This window comes from Paenibacillus sp. p3-SID867 (genome assembly GCF_025142895.1).
Classification (GTDB): domain Bacteria; phylum Bacillota; class Bacilli; order Paenibacillales; family Paenibacillaceae; genus Paenibacillus_AQ.
The window spans coordinates 341,965-366,004 of the sequence record NZ_JAMBDM010000004.1; the positions used below are offsets into that span (position 1 = coordinate 341,965).

16 protein-coding genes are annotated in these 24,040 nt (G+C 53.9%); 4 read left to right on the plus strand and 12 right to left on the minus strand.

What is annotated here, in order from left to right; all coding sequences use genetic code 11:
- Nucleotides 1-61 precede the first annotated feature (61 nt).
- Complete coding sequence (locus tag M4D81_RS10685; protein ID WP_260066158.1) at nt 62-481, plus strand: YhjD family protein; 420 nt, start codon at nt 62-64, stop codon at nt 479-481.
- Between the two features lie 82 nt (nt 482-563).
- Here M4D81_RS10685 and M4D81_RS10690 read toward each other — a convergent pair whose 3' ends face one another.
- From M4D81_RS10690 to M4D81_RS10705, 4 genes are all read right to left on the minus strand, one after another.
- The gene (locus tag M4D81_RS10690) at nt 564-893 is read right to left on the minus strand and encodes a carboxymuconolactone decarboxylase family protein (RefSeq protein ID WP_071221734.1); all 330 of its coding nucleotides are present in this window, start codon (nt 891-893) and stop codon (nt 564-566) included.
- Between the two features lie 69 nt (nt 894-962).
- Nucleotides 963-1,181: a hypothetical protein gene (locus M4D81_RS10695; RefSeq protein ID WP_071221735.1), complete on the minus strand. Its 219-nt coding sequence runs from the start codon at nt 1,179-1,181 to the stop codon at nt 963-965.
- Nucleotides 1,182-1,298: 117 nt separating this feature from the next.
- Nucleotides 1,299-1,628, minus strand: coding sequence for a hypothetical protein (locus M4D81_RS10700; RefSeq protein WP_071221736.1), 330 nt, complete (start codon nt 1,626-1,628; stop codon nt 1,299-1,301).
- 218 nt (nt 1,629-1,846) lie between these two features.
- Nucleotides 1,847-2,416 carry a xanthine phosphoribosyltransferase gene (locus M4D81_RS10705; protein ID WP_071221737.1) on the minus strand — a complete coding sequence of 190 codons (570 nt, stop codon included), beginning with the start codon at nt 2,414-2,416 and terminating at the stop codon, nt 1,847-1,849.
- A 249-nt stretch (nt 2,417-2,665) separates the two neighbouring features.
- Between M4D81_RS10705 and M4D81_RS10710 the strand changes: the two genes are divergently transcribed.
- Nucleotides 2,666-3,712, plus strand: coding sequence for a YkvI family membrane protein (locus tag M4D81_RS10710; RefSeq protein WP_260066160.1), 1,047 nt, complete (start codon nt 2,666-2,668; stop codon nt 3,710-3,712).
- A gap of 48 nt (nt 3,713-3,760) precedes the next feature.
- Here the strand turns inward: M4D81_RS10710 and M4D81_RS10715 are convergent, their stop codons facing one another.
- From M4D81_RS10715 to M4D81_RS10725, 3 genes are read right to left on the minus strand one after another with little or no spacing between them, the layout of a single operon-like run.
- Nucleotides 3,761-6,973, minus strand: a complete 3,213-nt coding sequence (locus M4D81_RS10715) for an AAA family ATPase (RefSeq protein ID WP_260066162.1) — start codon at nt 6,971-6,973, stop codon at nt 3,761-3,763.
- Nucleotides 6,970-8,277, minus strand: a complete 1,308-nt coding sequence (locus tag M4D81_RS10720) for a metallophosphoesterase family protein (RefSeq protein ID WP_260066164.1) — start codon at nt 8,275-8,277, stop codon at nt 6,970-6,972. The genes M4D81_RS10715 and M4D81_RS10720 overlap by 4 nt, the downstream gene beginning before the upstream one ends.
- A 9-nt stretch (nt 8,278-8,286) precedes the next feature.
- Entirely contained in the window at nt 8,287-9,423 is a 1,137-nt protein-coding gene (locus M4D81_RS10725) for a glycosyltransferase family 4 protein (protein WP_260066166.1), read from the minus strand.
- A 109-nt stretch (nt 9,424-9,532) separates the two neighbouring features.
- On the opposite strand from M4D81_RS10725, the gene M4D81_RS10730 reads away from it, so the two are divergent.
- Nucleotides 9,533-10,696, plus strand: coding sequence for a GGDEF domain-containing protein (locus M4D81_RS10730; protein ID WP_194543862.1), 1,164 nt, complete (start codon nt 9,533-9,535; stop codon nt 10,694-10,696).
- A 193-nt stretch (nt 10,697-10,889) separates the two neighbouring features.
- Nucleotides 10,890-12,278, plus strand: a complete 1,389-nt coding sequence (locus M4D81_RS10735; RefSeq protein WP_260066168.1) for an RsmB/NOP family class I SAM-dependent RNA methyltransferase — start codon at nt 10,890-10,892, stop codon at nt 12,276-12,278.
- 354 nt (nt 12,279-12,632) lie between these two features.
- On the opposite strand, the gene M4D81_RS10740 is transcribed toward M4D81_RS10735, so the two are convergent.
- The 5 genes from M4D81_RS10740 to dhbC are packed head-to-tail and all read right to left on the minus strand — an operon-like array spanning nt 12,633 to nt 23,987.
- The gene (locus M4D81_RS10740) at nt 12,633-12,860 is read right to left on the minus strand and encodes an MbtH family protein (RefSeq protein WP_260066170.1); all 228 of its coding nucleotides are present in this window, start codon (nt 12,858-12,860) and stop codon (nt 12,633-12,635) included.
- Nucleotides 12,844-20,076 carry an amino acid adenylation domain-containing protein gene (locus M4D81_RS10745; RefSeq protein WP_260066171.1) on the minus strand — a complete coding sequence of 2,411 codons (7,233 nt, stop codon included), beginning with the start codon at nt 20,074-20,076 and terminating at the stop codon, nt 12,844-12,846. Before M4D81_RS10745 ends, M4D81_RS10740 begins: the two co-directional genes overlap by 17 nt.
- A gap of 12 nt (nt 20,077-20,088) precedes the next feature.
- Nucleotides 20,089-21,066: an isochorismatase gene (locus tag M4D81_RS10750; RefSeq protein WP_260066400.1), complete on the minus strand. Its 978-nt coding sequence runs from the start codon at nt 21,064-21,066 to the stop codon at nt 20,089-20,091.
- A gap of 20 nt (nt 21,067-21,086) precedes the next feature.
- Nucleotides 21,087-22,739 (minus strand): (2,3-dihydroxybenzoyl)adenylate synthase, encoded by a 1,653-nt coding sequence (locus tag M4D81_RS10755; RefSeq protein WP_260066172.1) that lies wholly within the window; start codon nt 22,737-22,739, stop codon nt 21,087-21,089.
- A gap of 3 nt (nt 22,740-22,742) precedes the next feature.
- The gene (gene dhbC, locus M4D81_RS10760; RefSeq protein WP_260066174.1) at nt 22,743-23,987 is read right to left on the minus strand and encodes an isochorismate synthase DhbC; all 1,245 of its coding nucleotides are present in this window, start codon (nt 23,985-23,987) and stop codon (nt 22,743-22,745) included.
- Nucleotides 23,988-24,040: the final 53 nt, after the last annotated feature.

The following is a 24,040-nucleotide window of genomic DNA, read 5'->3' on the forward strand; positions in this document are numbered from 1 at the left end:
TTAAAATAAGAACATAAGTTCTCATTCAATAACCATTTTCTATATAAAGGCGGTGATGTTGATGGCCATACCGGCTGTTACGACGGAAGAACGTGCATTGATCAAGAGTTACCTGCTGCTGATGTTCATTCATAAGGTGTTTGAAAGGGATTGCCGAATCATTCAGGAGAGCGGTGTCTTCAAGAGCCCTCAATTGTATGTAGAGATTGTGGGGAATGGCGCAAAGCGTGCTGCTGTGCTTCTTCGTGAGGTGAAGCAGGAATTCACCAAGCGCGCGATCAAGGTGTATGATATTGGACAAAACCAGGAAGGAATCCAGGCACGATATGCTTGTCGGGGTTACATTGGTTCGATGAACATTCTATGGCCATCCTTCCGTGAGGAGATGATGGACCGCATGCGAGCCTACCTTGGGCTGGTTTCGCCCGAGACCGAGTCCTCTGAGCAAGCCCATCCTCCTGCCGCTGTTTACGCCCGCTAAATCGCTGCCTTAAACAGAGAATAACCGTCTCCCCCACTGAACATGAATGCTCCGGTTGAGACGGTTATCGCTGACACGTGAATCAATGAAGATTATGCTGCACGCGGGTCAATCCCTGCGAGAGGGCATGTCCCGCACTGGCGGCAGACGCCACGGCTACAGCCTCCATAATCTGAGCATCCGAGGCTCCCTTCGCACGGGCTTCTTCCATATGATAGAAGGTACACAGCTCATTATTGGCAAACAGTCCGATTCCGAGCGCGATCAGCTGCTTTGTTCGCTCATCCAGTTCGCCATCCTGAAAGCAAACGCCGGTGAACTGATGATACGCTTCTGCCATTTCCGGCATGCTCTGCTTCAAATTCAGAATTTCATTCTTGTAAGCCGAGACCTTGTCATTGGACATTTCCATAACCTAAAGCACCTCTTCCACAAAAATTTGATGCGAGGTTAAGTTGTCCGACGAGTTCGAGATCTATGCCTACTCTTCGATCGGGCTAACTCTTGGTTCCTTTTTAAGCTGGTAGCTGTAACGGCGATCCAGTTTAACGACCCGCCGATTTCTGCGGCGTATAATGACCTGCTCCGGGTCCCAGGCTACAACAAAGCCTATAATATCATTGGTCTCCAAGCCGTCCCGGACAACCCGGACCAATTCGCCGGAGAGCCGCAGCTCATCGAGTCTTTCATCGCTAATCATCACCATACCCCCTTCATAAACTTTGTGCAAAAAAAGACCTAAATGAGATCATTTAGGTCTTTTGAATGCGTTGCGATATCGACAAACATCCCGACTAAGAGATGTCCTATATACCCATTAACGCTGTGCCGGCTCGATACTGTCATTCTTCTCGTACCAAAAATCCAGAACGGTTGAAGACATGACACGCTTCTCGATATATTCTACCTGCTGAGGCGTAAACTGTTCCTTCCATTCGAAGGAAACCTCCTCACACAATCCGGCAATCGTCAGCAGTTCTGACCAGGCAACATAGCGTTTGTACCAGAAAAACTGAGGATGTTCAATCATATAGGGATATAGATCATCAAACTCCGTATGTTTACAATCCAAAGCACGTTCAAAATGTACCTTTGCTTCATTCAGCTTCTCAATCAAAAACGGCTCGGTTACAGGTTGTTTCCCCATGGTGCTGCCTCCTCTCTCTTGCCTACCTCTTTATTATAAGCGAAAATCATGGAGGCGAAAAGATTTTGTTGTGATTTTAGGCTGAAATCCACTTAAAATTGACTACGAATTTACACGATTACGCACGGCAGAGGCTAGGGTACACACGTTCATGACAGAAGTCCTGCCTTTCGGCTCTACTCCTGACATGCCATGAAGCGTTTGGTATATTCCTATACCTAGCTGAACGTAATCTTGCCGTCCTCAAGCGACGATATGGTGACCAGCGATTCCACATGAACATTCTGTTCGCGCAGCGTTCTCGCTCCGGCCTGGAAGCTCTTTTCAATCACAACGCCAAGCCCGATTAATTCTGCCCCTGCCCGTTCAATAATCTTGATCAGGCCTCTTGCAGCGTCACCGTTTGCGATAATGTCATCAATGAAGAGCAGTTTATCCTCTTCGCCGATAAATTGGCGTGATACCATAATGTCCGTGACAATGCCCTTGGTGAAAGACGGAACCCGCTCACACAAGGCGTCTGGATCGGCGAGCAGCGTTTTTTTGCGCCGGGCGAATACCATCGGAACTCCCAATTCAAGCGCCGCGGCAAATGCAACAGAAATGCCGGAGGATTCCAGCGTAACGACCTTGGTCACGCCGCTCTCTTTAAATCTAGCCGCAAATTCCCGGCCCATATCCATAATTAATGCCGGGTCTACTTGATGTGTCAGCAGGGCATCCAGCTTCAGCACTTGATCCGACAACACGACACCTTCTTTGATGATCCGCTCTTTCAACCAATCCATCCAAAAGACCTCCCACGATTCCTTTGTCGTAAAAGTAACATATTCCTCCCTGTACGGCAAGTACAAACGGTGACTCCGTCATTTAACTGTACGGTTCCCGTCAGAATTCCTGACATTGATCTCCTTGCCTGGCCATCATCATGTACATGCCTCCGGTAAGGACCTGGACAGGTAGGAGTCATGTCCCAGCTGAGCCAAGCATACCTTGTACTAAGCAGAACGTATTAACTTTCAAGGGGGATGCGGGGCTTGCGTAATTCTGTTCGTGTTTTACAGATCGCCTTTACATATATCGGAACCATCGTTGGCGCTGGCTTTGCAACCGGACGTGAAATCCTTCAATTTTTTACCCAATATGGACACTGGGCTACACTTACCATTCTGCTAGCGACAGGAATATTCATTTGGCTCGGCACGAAAATCATGACGATATCCCGGCGGATCGGGGCCAAATCCTTTGAGGACCTGAACAAATTCCTGTTTGGAGAGAAAGCCGGCGTCTGGATCAGCCTCTTTATGTTTGTCATTCTGCTCGGAGTGAACAGCATCATGCTTGCCGGCGCGGGCTCTGTTTTTGTGGAGCATCTGAATCTGAGCTATCAAACCGGATTGTTTGTCACGATGATCGGAACCTATTTCATTCTCAGAAAAGGCATCCAGTCCATCATGACAATGAACAGTCTTGTTGTGCCCATGATGCTGACCTTATCGCTTGCGATTATTTCTCAGACGATTCAAACACCGGGTGCCACCCGATTCTTAACCTTGACTACGGACCATACCCTGCCTTCGGTTTGGCTGGCGCCCCTTCTCTACACCTCCTTTAACCTGGTAATGGCAATGCCGGTGCTGGTCCCGCTCGGCAGCCAGACCAAAAGCGCGCGTGCCGTAACCTGGGGAGGCATCATTGGAGGTACGGGCGTAGGATTTATGCTGATGGCGGCGCATTTTGCGATGTCCGCGCATATGCCCGGCATTAGTCAATACGAGATCCCGATGGGCAGCATCGCCAACCAGCTGGGCTGGCTCGTGCAGATCATCTATCTCATTCTGATCTTCCTGGAAATTTTCAGCACCTTCGTGGCCAATATCTACGGGATTACCCTGCAGGTTCAGCAGCGAACCTCGCTGTCGCCCAGAGTGATTACCCTTGGCATCATGGTGTTCTGTTATTTCTTCAGCCAGTTCGGCTTCAGCTCCTTGCTCTCTCTCCTCTACCCGATGTTCGGGGGACTGTGTCTGCTCTGGGTGCTCCGACTGACTTTGTTCGGAACCCCCCAATTCAGGGGGAAATAAAGGGGCTATCCCAAAGGTAAGGCAAACCTGCCTTTGGGAAGCCCCTTTTTACGGCTGCATCGTGATGAATCGCGCACCCGGTATGAGTTTCATGGTTTGCTCCGCTACATGCCGATGACACGTCATCATCACGATTTGCCGGTCCTGCGATAATTCAGAAAACACTTCGAGCGCATGTCCGAGCCGTTCGCCGTCAAAATTAACAAACAGATCATCAAGCAATAACGGCAACCCCGATGCATGCGGCATCGATTGGATCAAGCCGAGCCGCATCGCCAGATATAACTGCTCCGCCGTACCGCGGCTTAACCGGCTGCTCTCCACCAATTCACCAGTCGGGCGCTCTGCCAGCAGGCTCTGATCTCCCATCCGCATGACAATCCGGCTGTACATGCCGCCGGTCAGCATGGAGAAGTAGCGGGAAGCCAACTGCAGCACCTGCGGCTGTTTCTCTTCCTCGTACATGCGGCGCGTACGTTTGATAAATTCGGAAGCCATCGAACGTACCGCATATTGCGAGACTAATTCCCGCAGGGCGGTGCGCTGCTCCTCCAGCTGCTGCAGGGCGAAATCCTCGTTCCCCGCTGCTTCCAGCGACTCTCTCTCCTGAAGCAGCCGCCCCCGCCGTTCCTGGAGCTCGTCCCGCAGGTGGAGCGCAGCGGATACGGCCTCCTCCTTCTTCATGCATTGAGCATCAAGTTCCGCTGCATCCGTCAGCTCCAGCAGCTGTTCAAGCTGCCGTTGCCCCCCTTCATCCCATCCGCTGAACATGGTAATTTCGTGATGGCGGATCGTGCGAACAAGTTCCTCACGACGCTTCGCAGCAGCTCCCATACGAAGAAAGGTTTCTTCGTCTGCCGATTGGGATGATGCAATCAGAGCTGCTTTGCGCAGCTGCAGCCCTTCCCGCTCATCTGCAATCGCAATCCCCTCCTTGCGCAGCTCTTGAATACGCTCTGCAAGGACATTCCTCTGTCTCGATTCCTCTTGATAGGACTTCCATCTGGAATAGACGTTACCGAGCTCGGCAACGGCTGGAATTCGGTTGCCGTTAACGTCACCTTGGGGATCCGCCGCAAAGATCTCATGGCATTGGATGATATAATCCTCCGCCTCTTTTAACAGCACGTCCATTTTCAGTCCAAGCGATTTCTGCTGCCGGATCAGCTCCTGCCCCTGCTCCACTTTGACGAACACGTCCAGCATAACGTCAGGCGATAGACTCTGCGGGAGTGATCGGGACATAAGCCAATCCTCCCACTGCCGCTCCAGCTCCAAATATCGCTTCTCTTCTTGATCAATAGCGCCCTGAACCGTTTGTAATTCAGCCGCTTGCAGCGCAGCTTTCTCCTCAGCACCCGCACAATCGGATGTCAGTCGATCCAGCCGCTGCCGCCATGCTTGCCAGCCCTCCATCACGGATCGAAGCTCGCGCATTTGAGCCTCCACCATGAAGGGGTCGCGAGCCAATGCAGCGTTTTTGTCCCTTCGACTGCCCGGAATCGTGCTCGCTGCTACCGCCGCATATGGGTCAGAGACGAGACTGGAATAGAGCTGATCTATATGTTCCGTTCCCTGCACGTCTTGAATAGGGGTCTCATTCGAAGCTGCACCATGAACCTCCCGACCTCTTTGACCGCTCCAGAATACATAACCCATACCGAGCAGCATCACGATGCCTGAGACCACGGCAGCTTCCGAGGTTGACGTCCATAACAATACGGCCACCAACAGGAATGTCATAACAGCCATTCCCGCCAGCAGACCCGCGTGCATCCCAGGTAGACTGCCTCTTCCCGATGGGCGCGTGGAAGCAGGCTCAGGCTGAGTCCGGGTCAATCTCCGTTCGCGCCAGCGCTCAATCTCCAGCTGCAGCTGATTCCACAGCACAGCGGTCTCCTGGGGCGCTGCCGACTTAATCATGGCAAATGCCTCTTGTCCCCGCTCCATCTCCTCGCGCAGCTGCCGCCTGGCTTCCCGCAGCGCCGATTCGGCTGCCGCCGCAGAACGCTGGGCCCCGCGCTGTTCAATGAACAGCGCCTCCATCCGGCGATCATACCCGGCAAAGGCCGCACTGATACGCCGGACCTCCTCGCGCTCCGAAGCGGATAAAGACAGAGCCAGCAGCTCCTTCCGTGTCCATGCCGGGTCGATATCCCGAAGCAGCTGTTCCAGCCGGATCTCCTGAGATTTGTATTCGGTCGTAAGCTCGGCAAGCTCCCGGTTGGCGGCTTCGTGCAGGCTGCGTTTTGCCCAGAGTTCCTCAATCTGTTCGCCATACTGCTCCATGAACGCATTCAGAGGGAGCGCTCTCAGCTTATCCTCCGCATCCTCGATCGCCCGCTCGGCGCGAATCGACTGGGTGAGGAGAAGGCGCTCTTCCTCCTGCATCTTTTCGTATCGGGGGATTCCATCCGGAGGAAAGTTGTCACTGTCCATCAGATCCTCTAATTCCAATCTGGCCTCACGCCATTCCAGCCAAGCCGGACGAATGTCCTGCGCTTTTCGAAGGAGCAACAGATCCTCGGCGTCCCGGGTGCGATCCTGTTCCAGAAGATTCAACCGTTCCTGTATTTCCAGAATGGATGTAACGGTCTCGTTATAACGGGAAACGTACGTCTTGCTCTCCGAAACCCGGGTTCTTAAATGCTCGATGGCTTGCAGCAGCTTGGCGGTATGCTGAACCTTTCCGCGCGGCTTATACAGCTTGTCCATCTCCTGGGATAACTTGCGCTCGGCTTCCAGTATATTGGCCCCGCCGCCGATTCCGGCATGGAACAGGTAACCGCTCATCTCGGCAGATTGCAAACTGCGGATTTCCTGCAGCTCGCTTAACGAGATGGCAAACAGCTGACGAAACATATCCTTGGACACACCGCCCAAAGCATATTGCTCCAGCTCCTGTTGTCCAAGCTCAATTACAATTCCATTATCCGCTAGTTTATGAATATGTACGCGCTCGCCCCTGCCGGTGGCTGAATTTCCTTCTCTGGACCGGTTGTAGCGCCGAACCACCCAAGGCACTCCCTCCTTATCCAGAAACCGCAGCTCGCCGCCGTGAATGCCTTCCTCCGAAGGCTCGCCGCGTTCTGCAGGCGAGCCCTTGCCAGGGAATCCGTACAGCATGGCTCGGATAAAATACAGGACGCTGCTCTTTCCCGCTTCATTCGGCCCATATAGCACGGTGACAGGCGCATCTATCTCAAGGCTCTTGTCCCGAACAGCTCCAAAGCCTTGAATGTTCATCCGCTCTAGTCTCATGTTCCGACACCTTCCCCTTGCGAACGTTCGCGCAGCAACAACCCTAAGGTCAGTTCCTCCGCTCTGCGAACCCATTCCAGCAGTTCCTCCGGACTGATCTCGTCCAGCAAGGAGCGGATTTCCGCATGCTCAAGCAGAGGCTCCAAGCTTTTGGCAACAACCCCGCCAGGATCTTGAACCCGTTCCTGTTCCCCTCTAACAAGACGAAGCAAGTCCCCTGCAAAGCTGTCTTCCGCAAGCAGCCTCTGCCTATCGATCGCATCTCCGGAATGAAGCGAGAAGCTCTCGATCCAGACGCATCCCCGATAGCCGCATGTCTGTCCCTTCGCGGCCTCTCTTCTCCGCAGATCGGTCAGCAGCTCATCGAGCACATATCCGCCTTCAAGCTGACGATGAACCGGACCCCGGCCCGTAATCCGAACGCGGATCATGCTCAGCCCATCCGCGTTCTCTCTGCTTATTTCGGTGAGAATGGATTCCAGTGAGCGTCTCCATTCATCGACGTCCTGACAAGAATCCAGAGGCGCTTCAACGATGTGCCAGCGCATGGAATCGAGCTCATGGAAGCTCAGCTTCGTGTTGGAGCTCTCATCCACATCGACGATATAACATCCCTTGGGTCCCGTCTCCCGGACATGACGTCCCTGGATATTGCCCGGATACACAATATAAGGAGATTCCTGCAAGATTCGACGGGAGTGAATATGCCCGAGCGCCCAGTAATGAAATCCGGACTGGATTAAATCCCTTTTCGTACAAGGTGCATAGGTTTCGTGTTGGGGATCCCCATCCACGTTTGCGTGCAGAAGTCCGATATGGTATAGCCTGGATGACGGGGCAGGATAACGTATTGCAATATTATCGGTTACCTTCGAGGTCGGATACGACATGCCCGTAATGACCGCCACTTCTTGATGATCCGAGCGGCGAACGGCCGTTACGCTTGCAGGCTCCGCCCCAAACACATGGACATGGGGAGGCAGCGCCATGCTAAGCTTGGTGCTGTCGAGTGGATCATGGTTGCCATGGATCACATATACCGCAATCCCTTCCATTCCCAGACGGTTAAGGGAATCCAAGAAGCGAAGCTGCGCGCGCAGCGAGATGTTGGAGCTGTCGTATATATCCCCGCTGATGACAATAAAATCAACCTGCTGGTCGATGGCCAGCTGAACGAGCCTTTCCAGCGCACGGAAGGTCGATTCCTGAACGTACGAACGCAGAGTGTCATCGAGTCCGCTTATCCCGATAAACGGACTGTCCAGATGTAAATCCGCAGCATGCATAAATCGAAAAGAAGCCATAATCGATCCCTAACTCTCTATCTTAGGTTGAAATTTCAAATACATTTTTTTCAGTTCATTCACGGATCGGGACAGGGAATATTGATTCTTCGCCTTATCCGAAGCGGTCCGGGCAAGCTCGTAGCGATAGAGCGGATCACTGATGACCTTCTCGAGCGCAACGCTGAGCGCTATCGGATCCTCCGGAGGTACAAGCAAGCCGTTTACCCCATCCTCGATCTGCTCCGCGATGCCGCCGACATCGGTACCTACCAGCGCAAGACTGCTAAGCGCCGCTTCCGCGAACACCGAGCCGAACGCCTCCGCTCTCGAGGGCAGGACAAAGATATCAAAGAACGGCATGAACTCCTCGGGGTGAAGCGTATATCCGTAAAAAATCGTCTCCTGGTAGATGCCGAGTGTTTTGGCCATCTCCTCAAGCTCCTGACGGGAAGGTCCGTCGCCGATAATATGAAGGACATAATCATATCCTTTGCGCTTCAGTTCCGCGCAGGCTTGGAGCAGAATGTCCAACCCTTTTGCAGGGACCAGACGGCATACCGTAATCAACTGCGGCACTGCATTTTCATGAGGCACCGGCTTAAATCTTTTATCGTCAAATCCGTTATGGATAACCCCGATCGATTCGGGTTCATTCACGTACGGAGCCATGTAAGCCTTGAAGGAGTTCGACACCGTCAACAGACGGTCGCTGATATATTCAAGCTCCTTATATAAAGAGACCAGGAATCTGTGCTCCAGCCCACCTTCTTTGATTCTTCCGTTGAGGATAAGCTCACGCTCGTAACTGGAATGCACGGTTTGGACAAGCGGAACCTCTGGGAATACCGCTTTCATCGACATGCCTGCAATCGGATGATGGCTATGGATAAGATCATAAGGCTTTTGAAGACGCAGACGTGTCCACCACAGGTAATCCCGGTAGGTTTGAAGGTATTTGGCCACTACGGCACTCCCTTCAAACTCTTTCCAATCAAAGGTGTGAAATATCGGATCCTCCTGGCCTTTGTTGCGGATCCGCTTGGGCAGCCAGAACATCTCCATCTCCCAACGGGATGAATGAAAACGCTCCTGCAAATAAGGAATCATGGACGAGACGCCGCCTGGCTGTTCAGGAGGGAAGAATAATGCTTGAAGAAGTTTCATGGGGATCCCCCTTTCTCTAAATCTCTTTTCAGATTCTTTTTCGATATGATATATTAGAACATATGTTTCATGCAACGAAAAACCTATCCCTACTCAGGAGTGAATCGATTTGTCCTATGAATTGAGCTACTGGTCCACTTCTCCTCTACCCACCATATTTGCTGTGTGCGGAGCCTATATCGCGCTCATGATGCTGATCATGTGTCTCTTTATGTACAGCAAACAACGCAAGAATGCTTACATATATATGGCGGCAGCCTTCTTCTTCATTATGACATACGAGAGTTTGAACATCCATTCGGCTTGGACAGGAAAATCTGTTTTTCCGCCGGAATCGGACATCCTCCGTTTCATTCAGCTTTTTTCGTTTGTCCTGCTGAACGTCTCGGTTGTCATGCTGTACCGTAAGATCAAGACCATGCATTATTGGCTTCCCTTGTTGTCAGCCGCACTGCTTATGCTTCCGCTCATTCTTCCCTCATTTCTTCCTTACACCCTGGACCCGATATGGCAAAGCATATATTTTGATGGTTTTCAGCTCGCTGCGCTCTACCTGGCTTATACCCAAGTCACTCCGCGGATCGGACAACCGATCAAATATGCGATTGGACTTGCCGTCTACGCCATCTCGGCAGTTCTGCAATCTATCCATACCTATTCCGGCGGCCTGTCGCCTGCGTTTCAGGGACTCGCTCTCGCTCTGCCGGTGCTCTTCTACAGCATCGTGTTCTTCATCCTGTTCAGACGCATTGTGGAGCTGATGCAGTCCATCTACCGGTCTGCCATTACGGACGGATTAACAGGACTATACAACCGCAGGCATTTTATGAAGTATCTGGACCATTACGCCTCGCAGGAATTGAAAATATCCGCTATCTTCTGCGACATCGACAATTTCAAGAAACTGAATGATACCCAAGGCCATGCCCGAGCCGATGAAGTGCTGAAGCAGGTCGCGGCCATTATGGAGGAAGAGCTTGACGGTATCGGGATTACCGGCCGGTATGGCGGCGAGGAGTTGGTGGCCCTGGTGGTTGACCGCAAAGTCAAACCCGCACAGGTCGCCGAGAGCATCCGGGCCAGAGTGGCAAGCGAGAGCATCGTCACGATCAGTATCGGCTACAGCGTACTGCGCAAAGGCGTTCGCGGCGATGAACTCATGAAACAGGCCGACAAAGCGATGTATCATTCCAAAACGACCGGCAAAAACAAGGTATCCGATTACCGGTCCTTAACAACCTCATCAACCGAACCAACGGAATCCGCCGGTTAACTCTGGCGCAGGCTGCTCACGATATAAAGTGGGCGGTCTTTTTTTTGCTTGACATTTCTTTACTACGCCTGCGGCATCATGATAAACTAATGACCGATTCCTTAAAGACAGAGAAGAAATGACGCTGAACCAGGATTCTTTTGCCTTTACACTGCAGCATGTACCTTATTCTAAAGAAGGAGCAATCTAACGAATGCGAAAGGAACTATTGCCTGTTGGCTTTGTTGCCAGCATAAATGATATTCTCGGGGATGCCTCGTGCGATTTTTGGGACAGCTACGATTTGCCCCGCACCCACGGGCTGCGCCTTAACCGGCTGAAAGCGGTTCATGCCGCAGACAGCGTAAAAAACCTCATCCGGCAATTCAAGCTGACGCCCGTGCCCTGGTGTGATACCGGATACTATTATGATGAAAGCCTGCGTCCAGGCAAACACCCCTATCATGCCGCTGGACTATATTATATTCAGGAGCCCTCGGCAATGTCCGCAGTCGAGCTGTTGAATCCTCAGCCCGGAGAGACCATCCTGGATCTAGCGGCAGCTCCCGGCGGCAAGACAAGCCATATTGCCTCCAAAATGATGGGCCGGGGACTCCTTGTCTCCAATGAGATCCATCCCGAACGGGCACGGATTCTGGCCGAGAACGTGGAACGTATGGGAATAATGAATACCGTCGTTACGAGTGCGGCACCGGATCAGCTATCCCGTCGTTTCGTTGCCTGCTTTGACCGGATCATGCTTGATGCGCCATGCTCCGGTGAAGGCATGTTTCGAAAGGATGCCGCAGCGATTGAAGAATGGTCTCCTGAACATGTGGATCTGTGCGTTGCCCGGCAGTGGGACATAGTTCAGGAGGCGTACCGGATGCTCAAACCGGGAGGAACCTTGGCTTACTCCACCTGTACGTTCAATACGGCTGAGAACGAAGAGATGATTGAGCGTATTCTTTCGCAGTATCCCGATATGGAGCTGCGTGAAATGAAGCGATTGTGGCCGCACTTGGAACGGGGGGAGGGGCATTTTGTTGCCATCTTGGTCAAATCGGCGGCTGCCGAAGTTTTAAATGAAGACCTAGCATACTCTTCGGTCAGCAGCAAATCCCCGGCCAAATCCAACCGGGGCGGCAAAACAGGACCTGCGCTTTCGGCATTGGCCGACTTTCAAGACTGGGCAAAGCAGGAACTACCCGGCTTTGAGCTTGACTTCGGCACTCCGATATTGTTCGGCGAGGAACTGTACTGGCTTCCGGTCAGCGAGAGCTGGGCATGGAATGACAAGCAGCTGAAAGGCTTGAAGATGCCGCGCGCTGGTCTGCATCTGGCTCACCTGAAGAAGAATCGAATCGAACCGGCCCATGCTCTTGCCATGTCCTTGCATCCTGGCCAAGCTGCCCGCAGCTGGGATCTGCCTTCAGATTCAGCCGAGACGGCTGCTTATTTGCGGGGAGAGGTGCTCTCCATTCCTTCCGAATACCGGGGCTGGACGTTGGTCACCACGGATGGATTACCTCTGGGGTGGGGCAAGGCCAGCGGCGGACAGCTCAAAAATCATTTGCCCAAAGGTTTGCGTAACCCCAAGTAACGCTTCTATCCGCAGTTTTATAATGAATGATACGCCGATCCGAACCGAATACTGTATAACATACGTTCAAACGCGTCATTAAAAGGGGCGTCTCTCTGCATTACAAACAGAGAGACGCCCCTTACTTCATCCACCTAATCAAAACCGGATGCTTTTTTCCTCAACTTAGGCTGCATCCTTATCTTTAACGCGGCGACAGTGTTTTCCTACAGTTCCGAAGCCGCAGGGGGCACTCCAAGTTCGAGGCTGATCGTCTGAAGCGCAGCATTCAGCACGGTGGCGTCCATAGCGACAACAAACATCGCCGCCACATACACGATTTCCACAATACCTTATTCGGGTTCAGCCAGGTGCTCATGGTCTATGCTCTGCTGACGGCACGGTGTTGGCATACAAGCTTCGCGGCCGCAGATCAACCCAGTTCTCGTTGATAAAGGCTGCGCATTCCTCCCGCGTGCTAAGTCCAAAAGCCTGTGTCCAGCCGTTCGGAACAGCCGCGAAACCCGGCCAGAGCGAGTATTGCCCCTCATGGTTTACCAGCACAAGAAACTTGCCGTCGACTTGCTCAAAAGGATTGGTCATGAATAAGTTCCCTCCTCTCCGATGTGATCCGCCCTCGGGTTATAGCTGCCTCCAGCTTGCTTAAAATGCACTTGCCGATATAATCCAGTGGACCCGGCTGGCATAAATCCTTATGCCGGCATTCGATATCGTGCCGCTCGATCTTACCGCCCACGTAAGGCTCCCACATCTCCGGTTCAATGGGATCGAACCAATCGGGGATGATCGTCGAATGGAAGAATAACATGTCTCCCTCAAACCGTTTCGGAACGTAAGCCTTCAACAGCTGTACCGAATTCTCATAGGTCGTCTTCAGATTCATGATCGTCTCTTCCTCAAGGGACGAGAGCGCGCTGCTCTCATTCCGCAGCAATTCAAGGGCGGCCGCTATGGTTAACGGCGCGTCTCCAAGACCCGCTTCAATGCTCTCTCTGTCGAAGCCTCCCAGCGCCAGCAGCGCGGTTAAAGCCTCATCTTCATCGGGGGTTTCCTTAATCGGCAAATAATGACTTGGGTAAGCATCCAGTATGGCTAGCAATTCAATGTCTTCACCCGCCTCCTGCAGCTGTACCGCAATCGACTGCGCGACATTGCCACCCAGAGACCATCCGAGCAGCCGGTATGGCCCTTGTGGTTGAAGAGAACGAATATGGTCGATATAGTCTTTCGTCATCTCTTCCAGTGATTTCGGCAGCTCCTCTGCTTGCGCAATCCCCCTCGCCTGTAACCCGTAAATCGGATAATCCATGCCAAGATGCTTCATTAAACCGGCGTAACACCAGCTTAATCCTCCTGCCGGATGCACGCAGAACAGCGGTATTTGATCTCCATGCGCCCGAAGCGGAAGCACGACCTGCAGCGCGCTGTGTCCGCCGCCCATCTCAACCTTATCGATAAGCCCCGCTACCGTAGGCGCTTCGAATAAAGCTGCTATGCTTAATTCTTTGCCGAGCGCTTCGCGAACCCGGCTGATAAGCCGGACAGCCAGTAGCGAATGGCCGCCGAGCTCGAAGAAGCTGTCATCGATACCCACCCGTTTGACTCCCAATATCTCCGCAAATAGCTCGCATAACACTTCTTCCTGCGGGGTTCGTGGATGGCGTCCATCGGCATCGGGCCCCATATCTGGAGCCGGCAGCGCTTTGCGATCGAGCTTTCCGTTAGGCGTAAGCGGCAGCATGTCCATCTGTACGAACGCCCCGGGAACCATGTAATCCGGAAGCATTGAGGCCGCATAACGGCGCAGCTCAGCGACTGAAGACAACTCGCTGCCTGGCTTGCTCACAACATAAGCCGCAAGCCGGCGGTCTCCGGGCTGATCCTCGCGCACGATGACTGCCGCCTGAGCGACATCGGCATGACGTGCGAGTACCGATTCGATCTCGCCAAGCTCAATGCGGAAGCCGCGTATTTTCACCTGATGGTCGGACCGCCCCAAATAATCCAGTGTACCGTCGGCCAGCCGCTTCGCCAGATCTCCGGTTCGGTACATTCTCGTCCCCGGCGGACCATACGGATCGGCCACAAACCGGTCGGCGGTCAGGTCTGGACGCCCCCAATACCCACGCGCAAGTCCTGCACCCGCGACATACATCTCTCCAATTACGCCATACGGAACCGGCCGAAGCTTGGAATCCAGGACATATATCCTAAGGTCCGGAAGCGCTTCTCCGATCGGACTGCCGGCTCCAGACAGCGCAAGGTTCCGGTTTAATTCCATATAACTGACATGCACGGTCGTCTCTGTAATGCCATACATGTTGATCAGACGCGGGGCATCGTCGGCATGACGCTCATACCAATCCGTGAGCCGTCCGAGCTCCAAGGCTTCACCGCCGAACACAACGTACCTCAGCGATAGTTTCTTCCCCAGTTCCGCCTGCTCTCGATCCGCCTGAATCAACGGGTAGAACGCCGATGGAGTCTGATTCAGCACCGTCACGCCTTCCCGGACCAGCAAGCTCAGCATGTCGTCCGGCGATCTGCTGGTCGTATGCGGAACAATGACAAGTCGGCCGCCGTGCAAGAGAGGCCCCCATAATTCCCATACCGAGAAATCAAAGGCATACGAGTGGAATAATGTCCATACATCAGTCTCATCAAATTGAAACCAATGTGCGGTAGTGTCAAACAATCGGATGACATTCTGATGCGGTATAAGCACGCCCTTTGGTTTGCCGGTAGACCCGGAAGTATAGATGATATACGCGGCACTCAGCGGCATAAGCGGCCTATGACGCTCATGGTCGCTTGGATTCTCATGCGAATAGCGCTGCACCCGTAAAGCTTGTTCAGGTTCATCAATGACAACATGCTTTATGCGTGCAAAGCTCGGCAGCTGATCCATCACCTGAACGCTCGTAATGACGCATACCGGACAAGCATTCTCCATCATGTAAGCCAGCCGATCCTCCGGATACTCCGGATCCAGCGGCAGGTAAGCAGCCCCTGCCTTAAGTACAGCCAATATGCCGATGACCATGTCCAACGAACGCGGCAAGGCGAGCGCTACGATCTGATCCGTCCCGATGCCGGAGGCAATTAACAAGTGAGCAAGCCGATTGGCACGCTCGTTCAGCTCCCCATAAGTAAGCGATAAACCATCATGGACAATCGCGTTCCTTTGAGGCGTACGGATGACCTGCTCCTCAAACCGCTGAGGCAAGGTTGCCTGGTTGGTAAGAGGCAGCGGAGCGCTCCACTGTCGACGGGTTTCCTCACGCTCATGAACGGTTAATATATCAAGTTCACTGATGGCTTTACTTGGTTCATTGGCAGCACTCTCCAATACGCGCACATATCGTTCCGCCATCGCTTCCGCCGTTCTGCGCTCGAACAAATCCGTACTAAATTCGATCATACCGTCAACTCCGTCAGGTTCGCCGTGCATATCCCGCCGCTCCGTCAGCTCGAAGGTTAAGTCAAACTTTGCGGTACCTACGCTTTGCAGCTGCAGTTTCGAACTGACTCCCGGCAGTTCAAGCGAAGTTTCCGGCGTATTTTGCAGCACGAGCATCACTTGGAAGAGCGGGTGTCTAGACCTGGAACGCGGCGGATTCAATGTCTCGACAAGCCGCTCGAACGGCACATCCTGATGCTCGAAAGCCGCCAGGCTCCTCTCCCGCACCCGCTGCAACAGCTCGTCGAACGACGGGTCATCCGACGTGTCGACACGAAACACAAGCGTATTGATGAAGAAACCAATCAATTGATCCAGGCTGTCGTCGTTCCGGCCCGAGACCGGACTGCCGATCGGAATGTCCGTGCCTGCACCCAGCTTCGTAAACAGCGCAGCCATCGCAGACTGAAACACCATGAATAAAGTCGCCCGATTGCTCTGCGCGAGTGTATTCAGCCGCCGATGCAGTTCACGCGAAATCGGAAACGACACGCTTCCGCCCTGATAGCTGGCAACAGCCGGCCTCGGATAATCGGTGGGCAGCTCCAATTGCTCCGGTAAATCGCAAAGTGCCTCGGTCCAATAGTCCAGCTGGCGGGCGATCAGACTGCCCTTATCGCCTGTGCTGCCAAGAAGCTTCTCCTGCCAAACGGCATAGTCTGCATATTGGACCGGTAACGGAGACCATTCCGACTCACTCCCCAGGCGCCGTGCCATATAGGCATCCGATAGGTCGCGTGTCAGGGGGGTAAGCGACCAGCCGTCGCCAGCTATATGATGCAGCAGCAACAACAGGACAAACTCTCCATTCCCCAGTTTGAACAACTCTGCCCTCAGTGAGGTTTCGGTGGCAAGCTCGAATGGGTGCCTGACGGCTTCCGCCAATCGATCGGGCAGCGCCGAGTCGCTGATTTCGGTCACGATCAGTTCCGGTCGTGCCTCCTCGGCATCCAGGATGTGCTGATAGGAAGTCCCGTCATGTTCCGGGTAAACCGTGCGCAGCGATTCATGACGAGCGGCCACATCACCCAGCGCCATCCGCAGCGCTGCCAGATCAAGCTCACCTGACAAGCGAGCCACGAGCGGAATGTTATAGGTCGGGCTCGGACCCTCCAGGCGATATAAAAACCATAACCGCTGCTGGGCAAAAGACAACGGTGGATACTCGGTTCTTATCACGGGGCGTACAGCCACTCTGGCCTCTTGCGCATGATCAAGCCGTTTGACAAGACTCGCGGCCGTCGCTGTTTCAAATAGACTTCCTATGCTAAGCTCCACGCCGAAGGCCTCCCTGACTCGTACCATCACCCTGCCGGCAAGCAGGGAATGGCCGCCGAGGGCAAAGAAATCATCATCAATGGTAACCCGCGATAAACCAAGCACCTCGGCAAAAATCGTGCAGAGCATTTCCTCCTGCGGTGTCCGCGGCATGCGGCCGCCCGTTAACGGATGATCCGGCGCAGGCAGCGCCTTGCGATCCACCTTCTTGTTCGGCGTTAACGGCAGCGCGTCGAGTGTCACGATGACAGACGGAACCATGTACTCGGCCAGCTTCTCTGCGGCATAATCCCGTATTTCTGCTGTATTGATGAGAATTGAAGCAGACGGCGATGCTACGATATAAGCAACAAGACGGCGATCACCGGCCCGATCCTCGCGGATGATGACGCAGGCCTGCTCCACCTCCGGATGATCCACAAGCACGGACTCAATCTCTCCCGTCTCGATCCGGAAGCCGCGCAGCTTGATCTGATGATCGGCACGCCCCAAATAATCAATCCAGCCGCTCTCCAGCCAGCGGGCAAGATCGCCTGTACGATACATCCGGGATCCGGGAGGACCGAACGGATCCGCTACAAACCGTTCCGCTGTCAAATCGGGTCTTCCCAGATACCCCCGGCCAAGACCCGAGCCTGAAATGTACAGCTCGCCCGTTACGCCCGGCGGAACCGGGGACAGTGACGAATCAAGCACATATAACCTCGTATTCCAGACGGGCCCCCCAATGGACGGCTTGTCCCGTTCATAATCGAGCTTGGCCGCTGTCGAATAAATCGTTGTCTCCGTCGGTCCATACTGGTTATTCACTTCGCAGTTCAGATCTTGAAGCGCAATCTTAAGTCCGACCGGCAGCGCCTCGCCGCCGGTTATGACTTTGAGACGCTCAAACTTTCCTGGACGGCAAGCGACAATGGACTGCCACAACGTCGGGGTCGCCTGCATGATGGTCGCCCCCGTTTCCCGAATTCGGCCTATGAGAGCCGCTCCGTCGAGAATGGTATCCCGCATCACGATGTCGAGCGTCGAGCCGCATGAAAGCGGCAGCAGCACTTCCATGACCGAGATGTCGAATGACATCGTGGTAACCGACAGCCAGCGATCCCGCTCCCCTATCTCCAATCGCTCGCGCATATCCGACAGCAGATTGGCAAGTCCTACGAACGTAAGCAGGACGCCCTTGGGCCGGCCCGTTGATCCGGAGGTATAGATAACGTAGGACGGGTGAAGCGGCAGCAGCGGATTTAATCGATCAGCATCAACAGGGTTATGAAACGCCTGCTGCTCCAATCGCTGGAGGGTAGCCGGAGCATCCAGCACAACCACGTCCTTGTCTTTCATGACAGCTGCGAAGCTTCCAGCCAGATCCTGTGTCGTTATCAAACACGCCGGCTTCGCATCTTCAAGCATATAGGCGATTCGTTCGTCCGGATAATCCGGATCTAACGGCAAGTAAGCCGCTCCAGTCTTATGCACGGCAAGGATCGCAACGATCATGTCCGCCGAACGGGGCAGGGAAAGGGCAACGATTCGTTCAGGACCTATATGGGAGTCAATAAGCAGGCGGGCCAGACGGTTCGCTCGCCTGTTCAGCTCTTCGTAACGTAAGGTTAATCCCTCGCATACCACCGCCTCCGCCTGCGGGGTACGTGCCACCTGCTCCTCGAATAATTCCGGTATGCTTAACTGCGGTAAGGGCCGTGACGTATCATTCCACTGAAAAAGCACCTTGTCGCGTTCTTCCGGGAAGATGAAAGCCACGCTTCCAACAGGATGGTCCTGCTCCGTTTCGGCAAGACTGTCCAGCAAATACAAATAGCGATGTAAATGGGAAGCTAACTCCTCCAGGCTATAGATCAACGGATTGGCATCCATATCGACTCTCAGCCCGTTTCCATCCAAACTTCCATATACGTTCAAGGTCAGGTCATCCACCGGACCGGAAGCCAGGTTACGGACGATGCCGCCACAGCCTCCAAAGTTCAATTCCGAAGCAAAGGGCATCACATTAACGAGCGGTCCAAATAACCTGCGGTTATCAGCAAGCAGCTTGAGATCGCGCCGGATATCCTGATGCCTGTAGCGCTGATGCCGCTTGATCTCGCGAATCTCCCGTGCGACCTGCTGCAGCAGGTTGATTAGACTCATATCGGGCCTAACGCGCACTCGAAGCGGCAGCACATTCATGACCATCCCTGGAATACGGATGGAGGCCGAACCTAAGCGGCACATCACCGGCAATCCAAGCACAACATCCTCTGCGCCTGTTATTCGATGTATATATAGAGCCGTTGCAGCCGCCATCACGTCCGGCCAGCTAGTCCCTGATACTTGCGCGGCCGCCTGTATGCGATGGATCGAAGATCCAGGAAGCTGCACCGAACGGCGCAGGAAGCTTCGCGCCGAACGCTGTGCCTGCCCCCCTAAGCTGACGACCTCCGGCTCATCGGCAAAGCGCCGCAGCCAGAATTCGCGATCCGAGTCGATCTGCTGCGACATGCGGTATGACGTATCTTCTTCCAGGATCGTGCGAAACCTGCCAAACGCGCCTGTTTCGGAAGATACTCCGCCCGCCAATTCCGTGTAGACTTGAGATACTTTCTGCAGCAGAAGCGATACGCCGAACCCATCGATTACGATATGATGAATGCGTTGATACCAATAGTAGCGATCGGCGGAAATCTTGAACAGCGCCTCCGTAAACAACGGCCCTTGGCTTAGATCCACGGCTTGATCAAGGTCATGCATCATCCAGCTGTGGGCGGCATGAAACGGATCCTCCTTTCCGCTGACATCCACCACATGAAGCTGCCAATCCGGAGATGGATCAATCGACTGCCAGGGACCGTCCATATCTTCGCCAAAGCGAACATGCAATGCTTCAGCCTCCCCGACCACCTGACGTAAAGCCCTCTCGAACAGAATCGGATCTACAGGTCCTTGTATTTCAATGCATTCCGCCGTGTTGAATATCGGGTTGACCGGGTCAAGCTGCTGGGCGTACCATATCCCCAGCTGCGCTCCGGACAGAGACCAGCGCTCCTTCTCCCGCTCAAACATATCCATCCCTCCTTACACCGTATAATAATCATAATTAGGTCGCGACAAGCTTAGCCTATTCGACAACAATCCCCACCAGCCCGCCAATGTAGGCAGCTCTGCCATTTCCACAAAGCTGATGTCGAGGCCTTCGCGCCGTAAACGCTCGGCCAAACTCATGATCCGAATGGAATCCAGCCCCCAGTACTCAATCAGATGGTCATCTTCACCAATATTTGACGGCTGCTCCTGCAGCAAATCCGCTACGTTCTCTCGCAGCGTTTGCAGCGTCAGCAGCGGTTGAACCTCCGCAGAACTCCCCGTATTCCCCTCTCCGCCCTGAGCTTTAGAATGCTCCGAGACAGAACGCTGCTCTTGAGTTAACGAAGCAACCAAACGTTCCGTGGTCAGCGTAACAGCGCAGCGTTCGGCAGCATAAGTCAGTGCCAGGCGATGCTTCTCTTCCGAGAAATCGGCAAGGGCATCTGCAATGAAGAATGGCTGAATGTCTTTCATAAAAGCTTCGGTTGCGGTCAGCAAACAGCCAATATGGGCGTATATCCCGCAGATCATCAGTTGGTCGCGGCCTAACTCGCGCATCATTTCATGCAAATTGGTTTTCTGGAAGGCGCTGTATCTCCATTTGGTTAACAGCAGATCCCGTTCGTCCGGCGCCACCGCATCCACGAACCTTTTCTGATAAGGACCGTCATTGATGCCGGATCCCCAGAAATCCTGCAGCAGACCGCGCTGCTCCGGTGCTTGTCCGCCAGGCTGTGCCGAATAGATAACGGGAATGCCAAGCTCGGCGCAACAAGACCGAAGCTTCTGAATATGGGTGATCAGCTCCACGACAGGCGATTGATCCGGAGTGAACGCATCGATGAAATATTGTTGCATATCGTGGATGAGCAGCACGGCCCGGTTCGGATCTGCCGTCCATGCCACCTTATTCTTGGGCAGATCCGCCTCCCCTGGCATGGGATAAGGTAAAATTTTTGGAAGTGCCATCATATCTCCTCATTTCTAGGTTAATTGGACATATTCACCCGAACGTCATGATTCTGTAACGCTAGTTCACGCAGACTCTTTTTGCTTACCTTACCGACACCCGTGTGCGGGAAGGAATCCATAAGCTCCACCCGATCCGGGATTTTGTACGCAGCGAGCCCTCTATTTCTGAGAAAAGCCTTCAGCTCATTGCCGCTAACCGCAGCATCATGGACAATAACGAAGGCACAGGTCCGCTCGCCCAGATACTCGTCCGGCATGGCGACTACAGCTGCGTCGTGAACGCTCGGATGGGCAAGCAGATGATTCTCGACCTCCTCGGCCGCAATCTTGTCGCCTCCGCGGTTTATCTGATCCTTCGAACGGCCTTCGATTACCAGATATCCTGAAGGCGTCATGCTCGCCAGATCCCCCGTTCGATAGAAACCGTCTGTGGTAAAAGCTTTTTCGTTATGCTTGTCCGCTTTATAGTAGCCGCGAATCGTATAGGGTCCCCGCGTCAGCAATTCACCGACTTCACCGGGAGCCACCTCCACGTCATCCTCATCGACCAGCCGCACTTCGTCATACGGAGACATCGGACGCCCTTGCGTATGCACCGTTATATCCTCCGGGTCATCCAGCCGGGTATAATTTACCAAGCCTTCCGCCATCCCGTATACTTGCTGCAGCGTACATCCCAGTACCGTTTTTACCCGCTTGGCTGCCTCTGCGCTGAACTTGGCCCCGCCTACCTGCAGCACCTGCAGATTCGACAGGTCATCCGAACGGGACTGTGCAGCCTCAATCCAGATTAAGGCCAGGGGCGGAACGACCGCCGTCATGGTTACGCCCTCGGAGGCGATCAGCGGAAACGCCACCTCCGGACTCGCGGACCGGGCAAGGACGACTTTCCCTCCCGCATACAGCGTCCCCAGCACGCCCGGCGAGCTAAGCGGAAAGTTATGGGCAGCGGGCAGTACCGCCAAATAAACGCTATCCTTATCCAGCGAGCAGATTTCGGCGCTCATGCGCAAGCTGTAAATATAGTCGTCATGCGTGCGCGGAATGAGCTTCGGCAGTCCGGTCGTCCCGCCGGACAGCTGCAGGAACGCGACCTCGCCGGGATCGGGGCCTTCCTCGTCTAAACGGCGAGAAGGACTTTCCGCATCATCGAGATACAGGTCATCCAGGGACAGAAATGCCCCCGAGGCCGGGCCGCCCGCAACGATGACATGGCGCAGCGAAGGAACCGATGCCTGGACTTGAGCTGCTAAGTTCCGATAATCATATCCCGAATCCTGATCCGGAATAATATAAGCGGCCGCTTCGCTGAAGCCGCATAGATATACGATTTCGCTCCGGCGGTGAACAGGCAGGGCGAAGACGGGAATGGCCCCGATGCGGAACAGCGCAAATATCGTATCGAAAAATGGCGCGATATTCGGAAGCTGAACGATAACCCGTTCCCGCGCCTTGATTCCAAGCTTAAGAAATCCCGCTGCCAAGCGGTCCACCCGGTTGTCCAGCTCGGCATAGCTTGTATGCTGATTGCCGCTCACGATCGCAATCCGATCCCCATGTTCCGCCGCACGCTTCCGCAGGAGCGCTCCAAACGTTTCGCCCTGCCAGCATCCTTCCTCCCGATAACGGGTTGCAAACTCCTCCGGCCAAGCCTTACAACCTGCCAACATTCCTTATTCCTCCCTTAAAATCGATGTCTGTTGTTCGTTCAAGCCCATGGCTGCCAGAATCGTACGGAATTTGGCCGACGTCTCGGCCAGTTCGGCTTCCGCAATGGAGCCTGACACGATTCCGGCTCCCGCAAACACCCGCAATAAGGTTCCTTCTGTTTCCGCGCAGCGAATCGTTACGGCCCACTCGCCGTCTCCGTTAGCATCCGACCAACCGACGGCCCCCGAATAGAAGCCGCGATCGAACGGCTCGATCGCTTGTATGGCATCCCTGGCCGCATCGGTCGGCGTGCCGCAGATCGCCGGTGTCGGGTGCATCGCCAGGGCAAGATCCAACGACGTTACCGAATCATCCTTCAGGATGCCGTTGATTTCGGTAGACAGATGCCACATGGCATTCGTGTGGATGAGGGAAGGCTCCGCAGGAACCTCCAGCTTGCTGCAATATGGCTGCAAAGCCGACGCCACTGCATCAATCACGATGGCATGCTCATATCGGTCCTTGGCGGATGACAGCAGCGCTGTCGCCCGCCGCTGGTCTTCAACGGGATCGGCGCTTCGCCCCGCAGAGCCTGCCAACGGATTTCCTTTGATGCGCAGCCCCTTCTTCGTAATTAGCAGCTCGGGGCTTGCGCCAAACAGCGTCCTTGTGGATGCAACGGCATCCGGACTTGAAGTGTGGGACAATTCGGGTGCCAATGGAACGGCAAATGTATATCCATGGGAGTGATGGTAAGCTAAGTGATTCAATATATGAGGAATGGATAATGCATGAGGAAGCGTGATATCCAGTGTTCGGGAAAGCACCGCTTTATGGAGTTTCTTTTGAGAAATGAGCTCCAGCAGCCGGTTCACGCCTTCCTGGAACGCCTCCGGTTCGGGAACGGACAGTACGTGATAGCTGGAAATTCGAGGCGATTCCGGGGCTTGTCCTGTAGAGAATAGAAGGGAATCATGCCACTGAACCGAGAGCGGAATAAACAGGCTCGCCGGTTTCAATATGTCAAAAGGGATAGCGCCTACAACAACGGCGTTCGGCCGAACCGATTGCTTGGCGCGATCCAGCAGTTCCTTAACGCGTTCCGACAATGATCTATAATCGTTCCCTGAAGGAACCGAAAGTCTTGAATACTCGCCATGCGTTAACAACGTCTTGCGCTGGGATGAGAAGAAGAAGGACGAACCGACCCGGTATTGTTCCATAAGTTGCGCAGCCTCGGCTGCGGTTGGAGTTTCATAGTGCAACATTTCAGTCTCCTCTCTGCTTATGAGCCTACCATTTATCGAATTAGTAAAAAGAA